A 16,885-nucleotide genomic window follows, 5' to 3' on the forward strand; every position below is an offset into this window, starting at 1 on the left:
GTGTTCAGCCTAGGTTTGACTCGTTCCGGTGACATCCGCAAGCATTCAAGTTTTCGATTCGTTCTAGTGTATTGGTTTTCTCATGATTCAGCAAATTTATATCACAGATTACTTGTCTGGAGCGGCTGCGCAGCCTGTTGCGCAAGTTGAATCACTCTTGAATCAGTGTCCGTCGTTGCAATATGCAAGCTGGCAAACAGTTGCACAGCCACCCTTAAATGCCTTATTTACGCAGTTGGTCGCGCCTGATTCCCGCGCACCACACGCTCCAGTCAGTCGCGTATTGTCGTCAAGAGTGGAGGAGACTGTCCTGCCGGCCTTTTGTCTGCTGCCTGTCCATTTGGCAATGCGACGTGATACGTTTAGTTTGCAGTCAATTTTGCCCTTGTCGTCAGCGATTTATCAAGCGCTCACAACGCGGCTACAAGCCCATTTTGCAGCAGATTTTGAGCTGCATATTGATGCAGGTCAGCGGTACTGGTGGGTACAACCTTTGCGACAGGTTCAGGCACAGTGCCGCTGGCCACAGGATTGTTTGTTTCAGCAAGCCATGCACTGGCAGCCGCAAGGGCCTGATGCCGGCCTGATCCGGCAATGGGCCAACGAGATGCAAATGCTGCTGCATCAACTGGCCACCGAGCCATCCATGGCTGACTGGCCAGGAGCGCTCAACAGCCTTTGGTTTGCCAGCGTGGGCCCTGTGCCAGATTGGCAGCATGGGTTTGATTTGGTTGCCGGGCAAGGCGAGGTCTTTGCTGGGTTGAGTGCCTTGCAATTACCCAGATGCAAAGCGACCACGCTGGCTGAGGTGATGCAACTGCCGCGTACACAACAGGCGCTGTGGATCACCGATGAACTTGAAACGCTGGATTGGCCTGCGCTCAACCAGGCCTTGCAAGCTGGCACGCTTCAAGCACTTCACATCGTGCTCCCGTTTGCTGAACGTAGTGTACAGATTCATTACCAGAAACGTCCGCGCTGGCAGTTCTGGCGCAAGCCCACCACGTTAAACAAGCTATTGCAGCAACTCGAGCAATCGCTATCTTCCGCCACTGAGCAAGCGGAATTCAACCCATGAAGATTCAACAGAGAACTTATGACATCGCTGCGCTGGAGGGCTTGCAAGCGCAGGGCTTGCCGCCATTGATGGCGAGATTGCTCGCAGCGAGAGGCGTGACAAGCGCTGACTGGGGCCTGCAAGACATGCCGCATCTGCTTAAACCGGAGGCCTTGACCGGCGCAGCGGAAATGGCAAGGCAATTGGCGGACGCGATTGCGCAACAACAGCGCATTTTAATCATCGGCGATTATGACGCGGATGGTGCAACAGCGACCAGTGTCGCCATGCGCGGCTTGCGCATGATGGGCGCAGAGGTCGACTTTCTGGTGCCTAACCGCTTTGAATATGGCTACGGACTCACGCCGGAAATTGTCGCACTGGCAGCCACGCGGCAGCCGCAGGTGCTGCTGACCGTGGATAACGGCATCGCCAGTATAGAGGGCGTGGCCGCGGCCAAGGCACTGGGCCTACGCGTTCTGATTACCGATCATCATTTGCCCGCCGAGCAAACGCCTGCTGCAGATTGCATCGTGAATCCCAACCAGCGTGGCTGCGGTTTTCCTAGCAAGCATCTGGCTGGTGTTGGCGTGATGTTTTATGTGCTGATTGCCTTGCGTGCCGAGCTCAAGCAGCGCGGCCAGTTGGCTGAAGACCAAGTTCACTTGGGGCGCTTGCTCGATCTGGTCGCGCTGGGCACCGTCGCTGACCTGGTGCGGCTGGATGCCAATAACCGTATTCTGGTTAGGCAAGGCCTCAAGCGTATCCGTCAGGGCCAAGCCTGCCCTGGCATTCAGGCCATTCTTAAGCTCGCCGGGCGTGATCCGCAACAAGTGAGTGCGCAAGATTTGGGCTTTTATGTCGGCCCACGTCTGAATGCTGCTGGTCGCCTTGATGATATGACAATAGGTATTCGTTGTTTGCTGGCCGATACGCCGCAAGAAGCCATGCAATATGCGCAGCAGTTGCATCGCCTCAATGCCGAGCGCAAGCAGATTGAAGCTGAGATGCAATTCGACGCCATGGCTGATTTGAATCAGGACTTTCGCCCAGAGCAATACACGATTAGCGTATTCCAGCCAGACTGGCATCAGGGGGTCATCGGTATTCTGGCATCACGCATCAAAGAGCGTTTTCACCGCCCCGTCATTGTCTTTGCCGATGCCGGAGACGGCTTGATTAAAGGCTCAGGCCGCTCTATCGCCGGCTTGCATTTGCGCGATGCGCTCGATTTGGTCACCAAACAGCAACCCGATCTCATCGTCAAATTTGGCGGCCATGCCATGGCGGCCGGCTTGAGTGTCCGCGCTGAAGATTTTTCACGTTTTCAGCAGGCATTTGAGCAGGTCGTGCAAAGCCTGATCAGCGCAGAAGTCTTGCAAGAGATGCTGGAAACCGATGGCGGCCTTGCGCCAAATGAGATGTCTTTGCAAACGGCAGAATTACTGACCCAGCATGTCTGGGGCCAAGGCTTTCCGCAACCGGTGTTTTATGATCAGTTTGACGTCTTGTCACAAAAATTATTGGCCGAAAAGCACTTAAAACTGCGCCTGCAAAAACATAACCAGCAATTTGATGCGATTTATTTTCAGCACGCTGAACCGTTGCCAGAACAGGTCGCGCTTGCATACTCTCTACAAGTGAATGAGTACAACGGTCACCGCAGCGTGCAATTGCAAGTGGTGCATGCAGTCCTTTGAAGAAACTTGGTGATGCAATGAAGTGAAAGTAACCAATAGCTTATGTAAAATTAAATTTTGAAATATATAGTTTCTTTGCGCCCAAGAAATAAATATGAAATTTAATAGAGATAGAGTTGATTAGTGAATCCTAATGACGAATTTTTCAGTAATCAACTCTGCTCAATCGACTGACTTTACTTATTTCAACGGCAGGTAAATATCTGTGATGAGGTCAGCTTCAGCAATATCCGGCAGTAGATTCAAATAGTGAAAGTAAAGAGGAAAATCACGTAACTCTTCACCACTCTTGGGCAGCCAATCTCTGTATATTGGGTAAATTGATTCCCCGAGACGGGCGTGAGAACCTAAATGTCTGACCACTGCGCAACGGCCACCAGGAATCGTTTTGGTGACAATTCCGTAGGAGTTTTCTGGAATGTCACTTTTCACTTCTCCTCCAATATCAAAACGAAACTGCATAGGCTCGGTTGTGTCTGGATTATCGTATGCAATACCGAATGTCCTACTCGTGTTTTTGGGCGATAAGCCGGTTTCTTTGCGCCATTCGATGAATTGACTCACTGCGTTGTTTAACTTTTCTACAGGGCCAATATGTTCTTTGACTGCAATGCGTGTCATTTCAACATTTATAATATCAACCTTCACTTTGTTATTCCTTTCTGGTAACCGAAAATCAAATACCTTGTGCCAACTATCCCAATCTGGATTTTTTCTAAAAGCAGATGGGGATTGTCCAAATGTGTTTTTGAAAGCACGGGTAAATGACTCTGGGGTTTCAAAACCGGCATTCAGTGCGACATCAATAATTGTTACTGAATCTTGAAAAGCGACCTTAAACGAAGCTTGTTTTAATCGAAGCAGTAATACATACCGAGCAACATTAATACCAACATAATCGGCAAATTGCCGATGGAAATGGAATTTAGAGAAGTGAGCAATAGCGCAAAGTTGATCCACATTTAACGGCTTATCAAGATTATGGTCAATGTAATTGAGCACCTCTTGAAATCGTGCAGCGTACAACTTTTCTTTTTGCTTGTTCATGTTTTTTCCTTATCCACGAACAGGAGTATGCTTATTTATATGAAGTAAAGCCTGACGAAAATTGCTAACTTCATAATATTTTTTATAAGCTGATTCCAATTCTTGGCGCTGGCTTGTACATGTCAACAGCCCAGCAAGCGTAGCCTGTACCAAGTAGGGCGACACTTGCACAAGGCGCAGGGCGCTGAATGTTACTTTGCTTTAGTCAACAGTCATTGGAATCTAAGTAAAATGAAGCTTTCTTTATCATTACTCAACGTCAGTTCAATGACCCAAGCATTTGCCCAACTGCCTGTCCTCAGCATAATGCGATACCAGCCGTGTTGCGTCTTAGTTTACGCACTAAGTGCGAAATGCATATGGTGTAAAGCCTCTAATTATCTTGCTAAAGCGGCTGGTATCATTTCTGGGTAGGGGGCTGTGGCTACGTTAAACCAGCTTTAGGCCCTTTACCCTAAATCAGTTAAAATAGAGCCTTCATTCAAGAGGTTGAAGTATGGCCCGTCCGTTTAAAGCTCCCAAAAGTCCGATTCGTCCGCCACGTGCGCCCAAAGTTACTCCGCCCGCAGTAGAGGACGGCGAAGAAGGGGTGCCTGCGCCGCGTGAAGGGCAGCGCTTGCATAAACTGCTGGCGATGGCCGGGTTTGGCTCACGTCGCGACATGGAGGCTTTGATCGAAACCGGCCGCATTACCATTAATGGCCAGGTGGCGCAGGTGGGCGCGGTGGTTGATGAGCATGATGTGGTGCGCATGGATAGCAGGATTCTGCATCTGCCGTTTGAGGCAGAGTTGCCGCAGGTGTTGCTGTATCACAAGCCGGAAGGCGAGATTGTGAGTCAGGATGACCCGGAAGGGCGTGCGACGGTATTTGACAAGCTGCCACGCATCAAACAGGGCAAGTGGATTGCCGTGGGGCGTCTGGATATGAATACCAGCGGTTTGCTGATGTTTACTAACTCCGGCGAGTTGGCCAACCGGTTTATGCATCCACGCTATGAGGTGGAGCGCGAATATGCGGTGCGTATTCTGGGGGAACTGACTGAAGAGCAGATGGCGCAACTCAAACACGGTATTGAGCTCGAAGACGGCCCAGCCAACTTTGAAAGTATTTTCCCTAACGGGGGCGAAGGCGCCAACAAGTGGTATCAGGTGGTGATTAAAGAGGGCCGTAACCGTGAAGTCCGTCGCCTGTTTGAGGCATTTCACCTGCCTGTGAGCCGCCTGATGCGTGTCCGCTTCGGCCCGGTTGCGTTGCCGCCCCGCCTCAAGCGCGGCACCATGCTCAAGCTGGAACAAAAACAGGTGGTGGCCTTGCTGGAGTGGGCTGGCTTGCCTGTGCCGCGCAAACCGCTCAAGCAAATGAGCCCGCATGACCGTGACCGTGCGACGCGCGTGTTTACGCCTAAAGTACGCAAGCAGCGCCGTAGCTTGCTGGATACTGTGAATAATCCCGTTGATACGCAGCAAGAGCGTCCTGCACGTGCGCCAACTGGCAACCGTCGTATTCGTCAGGATTCAGATTTGAAGCAGGTCTCCATGCAAAATGCGCGTATCAATAGCGGTGCTAAAAAACGCACTGACCGTAATCGGGGGCGTGGTTAATCTGCGCGTCGTGTGTTGACGGAAAAGCCGATCGCATGACTGACAGTCGTATGCAAGAAACTCTGGTCACGCACCGATATCCGCGTGTGCTGTCCATCGCTGGCTCTGATAGTAGTGGTGGTGCCGGGATTCAGGCCGACCTCAAAACATTCTCTGCCCTTGGTTGCTATGGCATGACGGCCATTACCGCGCTGACGGCGCAAAATACGCAAGGGGTGCGCGCTATTCATAGCGTGCCGGTCAGCATGTTGCGTGACCAGATTGATGCGGTGGTCGAAGATATCGGTGTCGATGCCGTCAAGATCGGTATGCTGCACTCTCCTGAATTGGTGGAGGCGGTGGCACAGGCGCTGGATGCCCATGGTCTCAAGCAAGTGGTGCTGGACCCGGTGATGGTGGCAGCCAATGGTGCCAAACTGATTTCTGATGAAGCGATTGCCGTGCTGGTATCCGAGTTGTTTCCACGGGCATTGGTGGTGACCCCGAATCTGGATGAGGCGTCGTTGTTGCTGGGCCGTCCGCTGACGCAAAGCGATGCACTTGCCGAGGCCGCGCAAGCCTTACTTGCACAAGGCGCGCATGCCATCCTGCTCAAAGGGGGGCATCTGCCTGGCCATGACGTGCTGGATATTCTGGTGCAAGCCCATGCCAATGGGCAGGACAATGTAATGCAGCGCTTGCATTCAGTGCGAATTTCTACCCATAACTTGCATGGCACCGGATGTACGCTTTCATCCGCGATCGCTGCCTATCTTGCCTTGGGCTGTAACCTGTCAGAGGCTGTGTTGGCGGCCAGAACCTATGTGCGCGGTGCCTTATATGCGGGCGCGAATGTGCGCACAGGCGAGGGCGTCGGGCCACTCAATCATGGCTTTGCACCCGAAGCAATGAAGGTTTACGGCGAATAGCGTTTAATCGCTACCAAGCCAAGAAGAGCAGCGTAGGCCTCAGTATTGCTGTGATGCCTACGCTGATAACACGTTATTCAGTGTGCAGCCCAGCTTCCAGCAAGTCTTCTTTAGTGAGCATAAACACAAACTGGTCGCCGCCGCTGGTATCCAGCCAGGTAAAGGGTAAGTCTGGATAGGCTTCATGCAAGGCGTCACGGTTGTGGCCGATTTCTACCACTAGCACGCCGCCATCATTCAAGTATTCAGCTGCCTGCGTCAGCAGGACGTGGGTATGGTCCAGCCCGGCAACACCGCTGCCCAAAGCCAGTTGCGGCTCTTTGCGGTACTCTTCTGGTAACTCAGCCATGCTAGGGGCATCTACATAAGGCGGATTGCTGATAATCACGTCATATTTACGGCCTTTGAGTGCGGTAAACATATCGGATTGCACCGCTTGCACCTGATGCTCAAGTCCGTAGCGCTGGATGTTGATATTACAGACCTCAATGGCATCCGGGGAGATATCCACCACATCAATATGCGCATTGGGAAAGGCCTCGGCCAGTAACACGCCCAGGCAGCCCGAGCCGGTACAAATATCCGCTGCGGATTCCACCATTTCCGGAAACTCTACCCAGGGCTGCAAGCCATCTTCCAGCAATTCGGCAATAAATGAGCGTGGCACGATGACGCGTTCATCGACGTAAAACTTGAACCCGCGCAGCCAGGCTTCATTCACCAGGTAGGCGGTGGGCGTATGTTCTGTGACCCGCTTGTCGATCAAGGTTGCTAAGTGTTGGCTTTCCTCTGTGGTTAAACGCGCATCCAGAAAGTTATTCAGGGTGTCATGCGGCAAATGCAGTGCGCTCATGATCAGCCAGACAGCTTCGTCATAGCTGTTATCGGTGCCATGACCATAAAAAATGTCAGAGTTTTCAAAACGGCTGACGGCATAGCGCAGCCAGTCGCGGATGGTATGTAGGTTGGTTGTCATTATTTTAGCCACAGATAAACACGGATAGACACAGATTAAACCCTTAACAATTAGACTCAATAGCCATTTACAACACGTTTAACTTCTACTTTTGGTTTGCCAAAATTGATAATTAAACCAAAACGATGTTGACTGGCTTTAAGGTAGTTCATACATTGCGCAATATGTGCGTTATCAATGCCAGAGCAAGCCTTTAGTTCAACAATCACTGACTGATTGACACGTAAATCGCATACAAAATGTCCGACGATTGTCGACTGATAAGTAACATCAAGAGGGACTTGTTGTTCTACTAACAAATTTGCATTTTTAAGCTCGATAGCGAGTGCATTTTCATAGACCTTTTCTAAAAAACCTACCCCCAATGTATTACTCACTTCGTAAGCACAGCCGATTATCCTATTTGTCAACGCAGTTTCTAACAGCATCTTATCTGTGTCCTTCTGTGTTTATCTGTGGCTTAATCAGCTGTTAGCAATAATTCCATGGTGCGCTTGTAGGTTTCCTTGAGAGGCTCGATATCGGCCACGGCGACGCATTCGTTCAATTTATGGATGGTGGCATTTAACGGCCCGAATTCAATCACTTCTTTGCAGATATCGGCAATAAAACGCCCGTCGGAGGTGCCGCCAGTGGTAGACAGCTCGGGCGTGACCCCGTAACTCTGCACAATCGCGTTGCTGATAGCTTCTACCAGCTTGCCGCGTGGCGTGATATAGGACTGGTTATGTTCCCAGTCCAGGCTATATTCAAAGCCGTGGCTGTCCAGAATCGCGTGGACGCGCGTACGCAAACTTTGTTCAGAGCTGCCTTGCCCATCCACTTCAGGGCAGTAACGGAAATTAAACAATATCTCGACATGCCCAGGCACCACATTGGTCGCGCCGGTGCCGCCGTTAATGTTAGAAATCTGCCAGGAAGTCGGCGGAAAATATTCGTTGCCGTTGTCCCATACGGTTTCAACCATGTCTTTAATGGCCGGAGCTGCCAGATGAATCGGGTTTTTCACCAGATGCGGATAGGCAATATGGCCCTGAATGCCTTTGACGATGAGTTTGCCGGACAGGGAGCCACGTCTGCCATTTTTAATCATGTCACCGACCACTTTGTTGCTGGTGGGCTCACCCACAATGCAGTAATCAAAGCTTTCGCCACGGGCTTGCAACGCCTCCACCACTTTGACGGTGCCCTCAATCGCAATGCCTTCTTCATCTGAGGTGATCAGCAGGCCAATCGAACCAGGATGGTCAGGATGTTCGGCGATAAATTCTTCGATGCTGGTGATAAACGCAGCGAGCGAGGTTTTCATGTCTGCCGCGCCGCGTGCATACAGCATGCCGTCTTTAATCGTAGGCTCAAACGGTGGCGTATGCCATTGATCCAACGGGCCAGTGGGGACGACATCGGTATGGCCGGCAAACACGATCAGTGGACCGGTGGTGCCGCGTCTGGCATAAAAGTTATCGACCTCGCCAAAACGCATGCGCTCAATCTTGAACCCCAGTGGCGCCAGGCGGGCAATCATGGCCTCCTGACAGCCAGCATCTTCTGGCGTCAGCGAGCGGCGTTTAAGTAAATCAATGGCAAGATCCAGTGTTTTTGACATAGTGGTTATTCTTGAGCAAACAGTTGGCGGTAATCGGCTTCATTAAAACCGAGGGCGATGATTTTATCGGCGTTGACCAATACCGGGCGTTTAATCACCGAGGTTTTGGACTGCATCAGGGCAAGTGCAGAGGCAGCATCTACTACGCTATTTTTTTCCGGTTCGGCCAAATTACGCCAGGTCATCCCGCTGCGGTTCACCAGTTTTTCCCAAGGATATTGTTGTAGCCAGGCTTGTCCGGTAACGCTATCCAGGCCCTGTTTCTTGAAGTCGTGAAATTCGTATGCAATGGCGTGTTGGTCCAGCCAGTCACGCGCTTTTTTGACGGTATTGCAATTGGGGATGCCGTATAGTTTCATGGCTGATCATCAAGCTAAAAAACTTATTTTACCAGCCACGGCAGATGGCGTCGCCATTTATTGCGGTGTTCACATAACCTCAGAACAAGTTTTGGGTTGCTGACTGCGATTGCAGTTTGCTGAATACATCAAACAGGTATTGTTGCTCTACCGGTTTTGAGAACAGGAAACCCTGCATTTGGTCACAGCCGATGTTGACCAGCGCTTTGCGCTGCTCCTCGTCTTCCACGCCTTCGGCGACGACGTTCAGATTGAGTGCATGCGCCAGTTTGACGATAGCCTCAACAATCGAGAGCGAGGTGTGCGAAACCGCCACGTTTTTGGTCAGGGAGCGGTCCAGTTTGACTTCGCTGACTTCCAGGTCTTCTAAATGTGTGAGGCTGAACGGATGCAAGCCAAAATCATCCAGCGAGATTTTAAGGCCCTGCTGTTTAAATTGGCGCAAGGTGTCCTTGAACTGGCCCTGATGATGAATGGCGTTAGTTTCAGACACTTCAAGAATGAGGTTGCGGGATTCTACGGCATGCGCTTCAAGAATCGATTGAATCAGCGCGCCCAACTGTTTGTTGCGGAACTGCTGGTTGGACATATTGACTGAAATGCTTAGGTCTATGCCGCGATCGCGTGCCTGGCTAATCGTGCGGCAGGCCTGGGAGATGACCCAGGCGTTGATTTCTTCAATCATGCCAAAGCGCTCCGCCGCCTCAATAAAACTGTTGGGGGAGAGCAGTCCGCGCGCCGGATGCTGCCAGCGTAACAGCGCTTCGGCGCCATGGACCATGCGCGTGATGGCATCCACTTTGGGCTGAAACAGTAGCCTGAACTCTTGCTCGCTAATGGCTTGCTTGAGTTCAATACGGGTTTGTTGCATCTCGTCAGAGGCTTGCTCGATCTCGGCATCAAAGAAACGATACTGGTTTTTACCGTTTTCCTTGGCCTTGTACATGGCGGCGTCTGCATTCAGTTTGAGTTTTTGCAGGTTGCCGTCTTGTGGATACATGGAGACGCCCACTGAGCACGAAATCTCAATCACGTGATCTTCAATGACAAAGGTTTCGCGTAACGCATCCACCACACGCTGAATCACGGTGACCACGCTCTGGTGATTTTCAATCTCACTTAAAACGGCAATAAACTCGTCGCCACCGGCACGTGCCACATAATCACAATTGCGGATGGCATTGCTGATACGCTTGGAGACTTCAATCAGTAGCAAATCGCCAATATGGTGACCAAACTGGTCATTGACCGGTTTGAAGTGATCCAGGTCGATATAAGCCAGGGCCAGCGACTCCCCGTTACGGTCACAGCGCTTGGCACTCAGGATCAGGTGCTGGTTCAAGGCATCCCGGTTGGGCAAGTGCGTGAGTGGGTCATAGGCCAGGAATTTTTTATTGACGGTTTGCGTATTGCGGAAGGTCAGTTTGCTTTGCGCTAGATCGATGTTGCGCTCATAAAAAATCACCAGAATAAATGAGGTGATAAATAAAAAGACCGGGACCAGAACCAGCAGCAGCATTAAATAATTATCGGCTTGATCGCTGGGCTGCCCAATCAGCATATTGTTATGCACAATACTGAGGTTGATGGCTGTGTGCGAGGCCAAAAAGCCCAGTGCAATTTCTATCGAAAACATCCACTTCAAACGTTTTTCGAGTTTGCCGCTATAGCCTTTGAGCCAGAGGATGGTGACAATCGCCAGGGCGGCGGTCAGGCAGGCCAGGAACAGAGAAAACAGGGCCGTCCAGCTGTCTATACGGATATTGATGGCCCCGGCACTGATCTGATAAAAATAAGACAGCAGGTAGCCACTGATGCCGGTGGCCGCAGAAGCGGAGAGCAGATCACGTAAGGGCAGTCTTTTTTTATGGACCGTTTTGAGGATAGCGGCCGCCAACAGATAGCTGCACAGCATGCAGCCAATTAGGTCGATAGGATGTTGGCTAACCTTAGGGATATTATCTGCGAGAAACTGGTAGCCAGCATGCAGGCTGAAGATACCAGCTGCCATGACGACGGCATATTTTTTGAGCATGAAGTCATGCTCTTTGGGAGTGGCAACACGCAAACGATCAACCAGTTTGAACGCAAAAAAGCATCCAACGACGCTGGATGTAAAGAGTGCGACCAATAGCATTTGCGTTGTTATCATAAGTAATTGCACGTTTATTTTGATTGTTTAATGTGTGGCACGACTACTTGTTCTTTGTGCTTGCTCTGTATTGCTCATTGCTTTGCTGCTGGGATTGCTCGGACTACTGACTCTCCAACGGGTTAACACTCAACTATTCAAGAATGCTCACGCTGTCTTGCTTGCGGGACATCTTTACGGTATTGAGAGTCACTCCTTTATCGGAACCGGCGCGCAATAACTTGAGCAGGCCGGTTGAAGTGACTCTTTATTTTATTTCGGCAGGCGTATTAAATGCCGCGCAACAACTCGTTGATGCCAACTTTACCCAAGGTTTTGGCATCCACTTTTTTCACGATGACGGCGCAATACAGGCTGTACTTGCCATCGCTGGAAGGCAGGTTGCCTGAAACGACCACAGAACCTGCAGGCACGCGACCATAATGCACTTCGCCGGTTTCGCGGTCATAGATTTTAGTGGATTGGCCGATGTAAACGCCCATGGAAATCACGCAGTTGTCTTCAACCACCACGCCTTCAACCACTTCTGAGCGCGCGCCGACGAAGCAGTTATCGCCAATGATGGTTGGACCGGCTTGTACAGGTTCCAGTACGCCACCAATGCCAACACCGCCGGATAAGTGCACATTTTTACCGATTTGTGCGCAGGAACCTACGGTTGCCCAGGTGTCTACCATGGTGCCTTCACCAACGTAAGCGCCAATGTTGACGTAAGACGGCATCAAGACAGCATTTTTCGCAATGAAAGAGCCTTTGCGCACTATGGCGTTAGGCACCACGCGGAAGCCACCTGCCTTGAAGTCTTCTTCGGTGTAGTTGGCAAATTTTGGATCCACTTTATCGAAGTAGCGGGTGACGCCATCATCCATCAAATAGTTGTCTTTGAGGCGGAAGGACAGCAAGACCGCTTTTTTGATCCACTGATGCGTTTCCCATTGCTGGCTATCGCCAATCCGGGTAGCCACACGCAGTTTGCCTGCATCCAGATCATCCAGAATAGAAGCCACGGTGGCTTTGACGTCTGCCGGTGCATTGGCAGGGTTGATGTTGGCGCGGTCTTCAAAGGCCGCTTCAATAATGCTTTGACGTGGATCCATAATCTTCTCTTGTTCGATTGAAAAACAGTAAACCCGAAATTTTAACCTAATTTTGAAAGGGCAGGGGCCGTCGATGAAAGACGGCCCTTTACGCCAGCGCTTACTTGCCTTTGGCGGCTAAGTAGAGCGGCATGACCTTGGGCACCAGTGCCTGCAGGTCTTTAATACGGTTTTCACTGGAAGGGTGCGTACTTAAGAATTCCGGGGGCGCTTCCTTGTTGGCCGCCATCATTTTCTTCCATAAGCTGACTGCGGCTTCCGGGTTGTAACCGGCGCGCGCCGCCAGCTCCAGCCCTATGCGATCCGCTTCACGCTCCTGTTCACGGCCATTGGGCAAGGAGAAGAACAGCTGGCTGCCCATGCTGGCGCCTTGTGCCGCCATATTGCCCGCGGTGCCGCCTATGTAGGCAGCGAGTGCCTGCAAACCGAATTGCTGTACATAGGCTTGTGACATACGCTCACGGCCATGCTCACGCAAGGCATGCGAGATTTCGTGGCCAATCACCGCGGCTAACTCATCATCGGTGGCATTGAGTTTTTCGGCCAGACCGGAAAACACCATGATCTTGCCGCCAGGCATGCAATAGGCATTGAGCTGGTCATTTTTTTCGACATTGATTTCCCATTTCCATTTGGTGGCATCTGGCCGGAACACGCCGACCTGGGCGATCAGGCGGTGAGAAATGGTAGTCACGCGATTCAGCAAGGCCTTATCCGCGTTAAGGGTATGGTTCTTTTGCGCATCTTGCAGGGTTTGCGTATACGATTGCGCAGACATTTTATCCACGGTCGCTGAGGGCAACAGCAAGAGTTGACTACGCTGTACGCCCGAGACGCTATTGTTGGTGGTGCTGGCGCAGGCAGACAACAAGGCGCACAGGCAGGCGATTCCCAGGGTTTTAATGGTCGGCATGTGTTTCTCCTCTTGTTTCTCGGTCACGTATTGGCAGTGACCATTCGTTTTTATGATCATTCCATTCAGGTGCTGCGATCAGTCTACCCATTCAGTGCAGAATGCATGTCGTTGCTGATCGCTGAATGCCTGGTTCTTAAGTATCAGTCATTCTGGTTAAATTTTGACTTGCGAGCCTAGCTCTACCACCCGGTTAGGTGGTAATTTGAACTGGTTGGTAATCGACTCTGCCGTTCTAAATAAGCCAATAAAGATTTTTTTACGCCAGAACGCCATGCCGGGTTTATCCGAGGCCAGCAGGATTTCCTTGCCGATAAAGAACGAGGTATCCATGGTGTCCAGCGTGAGGCCAAAGGGCTCGGTCAATGGCAGGTCACGTGGCAAGTCTGGTTCGTCCATATAACCATAACGCAAGGTCACGCGGTAAAAACCGTAAGGCAGCACCTCCATCGAGGCGCGCTCTTCCAGCGTGGTGTAGGGGTAATCAACAAAACGCACCGTCAGGATCACCACTTTGTCATGCAGTACCTTGTTGTGTTTGAGATTATGTAGCAGCGCATGCGGCACACCATCCGGGTTGGGCGTCATAAACACGCCTGCACCATTGACGCGGGCGGGCGGGTGCGCCCCAATCGCTTGCACAAACGGGATCAGCTCCATGGATTCGGACTTGAGGATTTGGTAGAGCAGTCTACGCCCGGTTTTCCAGGTACGCATCAGCGTGAAGATGATGATGCCGATCAATAAAGGCACCCAGCCACCATCCGGGATTTTGAGAATGTTGGCCGCAAAAAACGAGAGGTCAATGACAAGAAATAGCGAAATCAGGCAGGCCGTTTTGAGTTTGCTCCAGCCCCACAGGTGGTGGAACACCACGGCCGCCAGCAAGGTCGTGATGACCATATCGCCGGTGACGGCAATACCGTAGGCTGCCGCCAGGTCACCAGAGCTGCCAAAAATCAGCACCAGGCCCATGACTGCGACCATTAGGCCCCAGTTGACACGCGGCATGTAGACCTGGCCCTCTGTTTGCTCTGAGGTGTGCGAAACATGCATGCGCGGAATAAAGCCAAGTTGCAAGGCCTGGCGCGAAACAGAGAACGCGCCGGTAATCACGGCCTGGGAGGCAATCACGGTCGCCAGGGTTGCCAGGATAATCAGCGGGAACAAGGCCCAGTCTGGGGCCAGGTGGTAAAACGGGTTTTGAATGGACTCTGGCTCGGCCAGAATAAGTGCGCCTTGCCCAAAGTAGTTGCAAATCAGTGCAGGCAACACGAACAAAAACCAGGCCAGGCGAATCGGTTTACGGCCAAAATGACCCATGTCGGCATACAAGGCTTCGGCACCGGTCACGGCCAGCACCACCGCACCGAGCGCAATAAACGCAATTTTGGGCTGGGTGGCAAAAAACTGATAAGCGTAGAAGGGGCTTAAAGCCTTGAGAATTTCGGGATGATGACTGATATTGAGGATGCCCAAAATGCCTAATACCGAGAACCAGGTCAGCATGATAGGACCAAAAAAAGCACCGACGACAGCGGTGCCTTTGCTTTGTGCCCAGAACAGTACAAACAGGACGCACAAAGTAATTGGGACGATCCAGCTATCCAGTTGCGGTGCTGCCACCTCGAGGCCCTCAACCGCTGAGAGCACGGAAATGGCGGGGGTGATCATGCCGTCGGCATAAAACATACAGGCCCCGATAATGCCTAGCAGCATGATGCGTTTACGCTGGTCCGGTTCGCCGCCAGCATAACGGCTGGCCAAAGATAGCATCGCCATGATGCCGCCTTCACCACGGTTATCTGCCCGCATGATAAAGGCCACATATTTGAACGACACAATCAGCAGCAGTGCCCAGGTGATTAGCGACAAGATGCCGTAGACATTGGCTTGTGTCAGTAACAGTGGGTGGTGCCCGACTGCAAAGACTTCTTTCATGGTGTAGAGCGGGCTGGTGCCAATGTCACCGAAAACGACACCTAGCGCGGCGAGAGCCATGGTATGGAGCGCCGTTTGCTGATTTTTTGTATGGTCCATTGTGTGAACAGCTAAAGACAAACGATTATTATCGGGTAATTTTAGAGCTTCACCAAAGATTTTGACGCAAATTATCTTGATGACCTAAATGCATGTGGACGATTACACGAAAAGTGGAGCGCCTAGTCGGGGCTGATTTGCGTCACCACCACCTCTGCCTGACCTTGATGCAAGGTCAGTTTCAAGGGCGTCTGCAGGCTGAGTTCGCTGGCCGCGGTCACTGCGCGGCCATCGGCTTTTTGCACAATGGCATAGCCCCTGGCCAACACCTGATGCGGGTTGAGTTGTTGCAGGCTGGCGGACAGGTATTGCAGTTTGCGTTGTTGCGTTTGTAAACCTTGCTGCATGGCCAGTTGCAGTCTGTGTTGCCATTGCTGCAGACCGCGGCGCTGTTGTTGCAGATGCTGGGTGGGGGAGATCAGGCGTCTGGACAAGTAGTCCAGGGTCTGGCTTTGCTGGCGCAAGCAAGATTGCATGGCCCGGCCCAGCCTTAATTGTAATTGCCTGAGTTGATCGCGAAGCTGCGCCTGATCCGGGCAGGCCAATTCGGCTGCCGCTGTCGGTGTGGCCGCGCGCAAGTCAGCGACAAAATCGGCAATGGTGAAATCTGTTTCATGGCCCACCCCGCTAATGGTCGGCAGGCGACAAGCGGCGATTGCGCGTGCAACCACCTCTTCATTAAATGACCATAAGTCTTCTATGCTGCCACCACCGCGGCAAATCAGCAGCGTATCCACCTCTTGCCGCTGATCAGCCAGATGAATGGCTTGCGCAATCAGCTCGGCAGCGCCTTTGCCTTGCACCGGCGTCGGGTAGATGATGACAGACATGGCCGGCGCACGGCGGCGGATGGCGGTTAACACATCGCGCAAGGCGGCGGCATCCGCTGAGGTCACCACGCCTATGCGTTGCGGATTGGCCGGAATGGCTTGTTTACGCTCGGCAGCAAACAGCCCTTCGTTTTGTAAGCGCTGCTTGAGTTGTTCATAAGCTTCATACAATTTGCCCAGGCCAGCGGGCTGCATAAATTCCACCGTCAGTTGTACATCGCCTCTGGCTTCATACAGCGTGACCGTGGCACGCGCCTCAATCAGGTCCCCTTCGCGCGGCACCATGCCTAATACGCTATTGCGCCCTTTAAACATCACACAACGGATTTGTGCGCGTTCATCCTTGAGCGAAAAATACCAGTGGCCACTGGCGGCACGGGTGAAGTTTGAGAGCTCGCCCGAGATCCAAAAGAGGGGGAAACTGGTTTCCAGCAACTCTTTGGTGAGTCGGGTGAGGTCGCTGACACTCAAGATTTGTTTGAATGATGTCGATAACAAGCTAGCCATAGCTGCACATTATCCCTCAGCCCCGCTGGATTTGGCTATGTCTTTCATCGAGTGGCCGGTGTCTGAGCAGAGGCGCTCTGTGGGGATGCT

The 16,885-nt window shown here is 51.9% G+C and carries 14 protein-coding genes; 4 read left to right on the top strand and 10 right to left on the bottom strand.

Annotated features, from left to right (window positions below; translation table 11 throughout):
* Positions 1–82 precede the first annotated feature (82 nt).
* Positions 83–1,078, top strand: coding sequence for a hypothetical protein (locus ACT53G_RS04485; protein WP_476168827.1), 996 nt, complete (start codon positions 83–85; stop codon positions 1,076–1,078).
* Complete coding sequence (recJ, locus tag ACT53G_RS04490; protein ID WP_476168828.1) at positions 1,075–2,757, top strand: single-stranded-DNA-specific exonuclease RecJ; 1,683 nt, start codon at positions 1,075–1,077, stop codon at positions 2,755–2,757. The genes ACT53G_RS04485 and recJ overlap by 4 nt, the downstream gene beginning before the upstream one ends.
* Before the next feature lie 180 nt (positions 2,758–2,937).
* Here the strand turns inward: recJ and ACT53G_RS04495 are convergent, their stop codons facing one another.
* Complete coding sequence (locus ACT53G_RS04495) at positions 2,938–3,804, bottom strand: AraC family transcriptional regulator (RefSeq protein ID WP_476168829.1); 867 nt, start codon at positions 3,802–3,804, stop codon at positions 2,938–2,940.
* Between the two features lie 496 nt (positions 3,805–4,300).
* On the opposite strand from ACT53G_RS04495, the gene rluB reads away from it, so the two are divergent.
* On the top strand, positions 4,301–5,407 hold the full coding sequence (gene rluB, locus ACT53G_RS04500) for a 23S rRNA pseudouridine(2605) synthase RluB (RefSeq protein WP_476168830.1): 1,107 nt from the start codon (positions 4,301–4,303) through the stop codon (positions 5,405–5,407).
* Positions 5,408–5,442: 35 nt separating this feature from the next.
* A complete protein-coding gene (gene thiD, locus ACT53G_RS04505; protein ID WP_476168831.1) occupies positions 5,443–6,315 on the top strand; it encodes a bifunctional hydroxymethylpyrimidine kinase/phosphomethylpyrimidine kinase in 873 nt (290 codons plus the stop codon).
* 73 nt (positions 6,316–6,388) lie between these two features.
* Here the strand turns inward: thiD and prmB are convergent, their stop codons facing one another.
* From prmB to xseA, 9 genes are all read right to left on the bottom strand, one after another.
* The gene (gene prmB, locus ACT53G_RS04510; RefSeq protein WP_476154186.1) at positions 6,389–7,291 is read right to left on the bottom strand and encodes a 50S ribosomal protein L3 N(5)-glutamine methyltransferase; all 903 of its coding nucleotides are present in this window, start codon (positions 7,289–7,291) and stop codon (positions 6,389–6,391) included.
* Between the two features lie 56 nt (positions 7,292–7,347).
* Positions 7,348–7,719, bottom strand: coding sequence for a GxxExxY protein (locus tag ACT53G_RS04515; RefSeq protein ID WP_194748216.1), 372 nt, complete (start codon positions 7,717–7,719; stop codon positions 7,348–7,350).
* A 32-nt stretch (positions 7,720–7,751) separates the two neighbouring features.
* Positions 7,752–8,897 (bottom strand): succinyl-diaminopimelate desuccinylase, encoded by a 1,146-nt coding sequence (dapE, locus tag ACT53G_RS04520; protein ID WP_338654800.1) that lies wholly within the window; start codon positions 8,895–8,897, stop codon positions 7,752–7,754.
* 5 nt (positions 8,898–8,902) lie between these two features.
* Positions 8,903–9,256 carry an ArsC family reductase gene (locus ACT53G_RS04525; protein WP_476145514.1) on the bottom strand — a complete coding sequence of 118 codons (354 nt, stop codon included), beginning with the start codon at positions 9,254–9,256 and terminating at the stop codon, positions 8,903–8,905.
* A gap of 79 nt (positions 9,257–9,335) precedes the next feature.
* A complete protein-coding gene (locus tag ACT53G_RS04530; RefSeq protein WP_476168832.1) occupies positions 9,336–11,324 on the bottom strand; it encodes a bifunctional diguanylate cyclase/phosphodiesterase in 1,989 nt (662 codons plus the stop codon).
* Between the two features lie 353 nt (positions 11,325–11,677).
* Positions 11,678–12,505, bottom strand: a complete 828-nt coding sequence (gene dapD, locus ACT53G_RS04535) for a 2,3,4,5-tetrahydropyridine-2,6-dicarboxylate N-succinyltransferase (RefSeq protein ID WP_194748213.1) — start codon at positions 12,503–12,505, stop codon at positions 11,678–11,680.
* A 100-nt stretch (positions 12,506–12,605) separates the two neighbouring features.
* Positions 12,606–13,418 (bottom strand): M48 family metallopeptidase, encoded by an 813-nt coding sequence (locus ACT53G_RS04540; RefSeq protein ID WP_313988443.1) that lies wholly within the window; start codon positions 13,416–13,418, stop codon positions 12,606–12,608.
* Between the two features lie 156 nt (positions 13,419–13,574).
* Positions 13,575–15,458: a potassium transporter Kup gene (locus tag ACT53G_RS04545; RefSeq protein ID WP_194748211.1), complete on the bottom strand. Its 1,884-nt coding sequence runs from the start codon at positions 15,456–15,458 to the stop codon at positions 13,575–13,577.
* Positions 15,459–15,580: 122 nt separating this feature from the next.
* Positions 15,581–16,795, bottom strand: coding sequence for an exodeoxyribonuclease VII large subunit (gene xseA, locus ACT53G_RS04550; RefSeq protein WP_194748210.1), 1,215 nt, complete (start codon positions 16,793–16,795; stop codon positions 15,581–15,583).
* Positions 16,796–16,885: the final 90 nt, after the last annotated feature.

The organism is Methylophilus sp. DMC18, assembly GCF_056314005.1.

Excerpts from the sequence above, each read along its gene's own strand:
- ACT53G_RS04485 (WP_476168827.1), top strand. The coding sequence starts at position 83 with ATGATTCAGCAAATTTATATCACAGATTACTTGTCTGGAGCGGCTGCG.
- recJ (WP_476168828.1), top strand. The coding sequence starts at position 1,075 with ATGAAGATTCAACAGAGAACTTATGACATCGCTGCGCTGGAGGGCTTG.
- ACT53G_RS04495 (WP_476168829.1), bottom strand. The coding sequence starts at position 3,804 with ATGAACAAGCAAAAAGAAAAGTTGTACGCTGCACGATTTCAAGAGGTG.
- rluB (WP_476168830.1), top strand. The coding sequence starts at position 4,301 with ATGGCCCGTCCGTTTAAAGCTCCCAAAAGTCCGATTCGTCCGCCACGT.
- thiD (WP_476168831.1), top strand. The coding sequence starts at position 5,443 with ATGACTGACAGTCGTATGCAAGAAACTCTGGTCACGCACCGATATCCG.
- prmB (WP_476154186.1), bottom strand. The coding sequence starts at position 7,291 with ATGACAACCAACCTACATACCATCCGCGACTGGCTGCGCTATGCCGTC.
- ACT53G_RS04515 (WP_194748216.1), bottom strand. The coding sequence starts at position 7,719 with ATGCTGTTAGAAACTGCGTTGACAAATAGGATAATCGGCTGTGCTTAC.
- dapE (WP_338654800.1), bottom strand. The coding sequence starts at position 8,897 with ATGTCAAAAACACTGGATCTTGCCATTGATTTACTTAAACGCCGCTCG.
- ACT53G_RS04525 (WP_476145514.1), bottom strand. The coding sequence starts at position 9,256 with ATGAAACTATACGGCATCCCCAATTGCAATACCGTCAAAAAAGCGCGT.
- dapD (WP_194748213.1), bottom strand. The coding sequence starts at position 12,505 with ATGGATCCACGTCAAAGCATTATTGAAGCGGCCTTTGAAGACCGCGCC.
- ACT53G_RS04540 (WP_313988443.1), bottom strand. The coding sequence starts at position 13,418 with ATGCCGACCATTAAAACCCTGGGAATCGCCTGCCTGTGCGCCTTGTTG.
- ACT53G_RS04545 (WP_194748211.1), bottom strand. The coding sequence starts at position 15,458 with ATGGACCATACAAAAAATCAGCAAACGGCGCTCCATACCATGGCTCTC.
- xseA (WP_194748210.1), bottom strand. The coding sequence starts at position 16,795 with ATGGCTAGCTTGTTATCGACATCATTCAAACAAATCTTGAGTGTCAGC.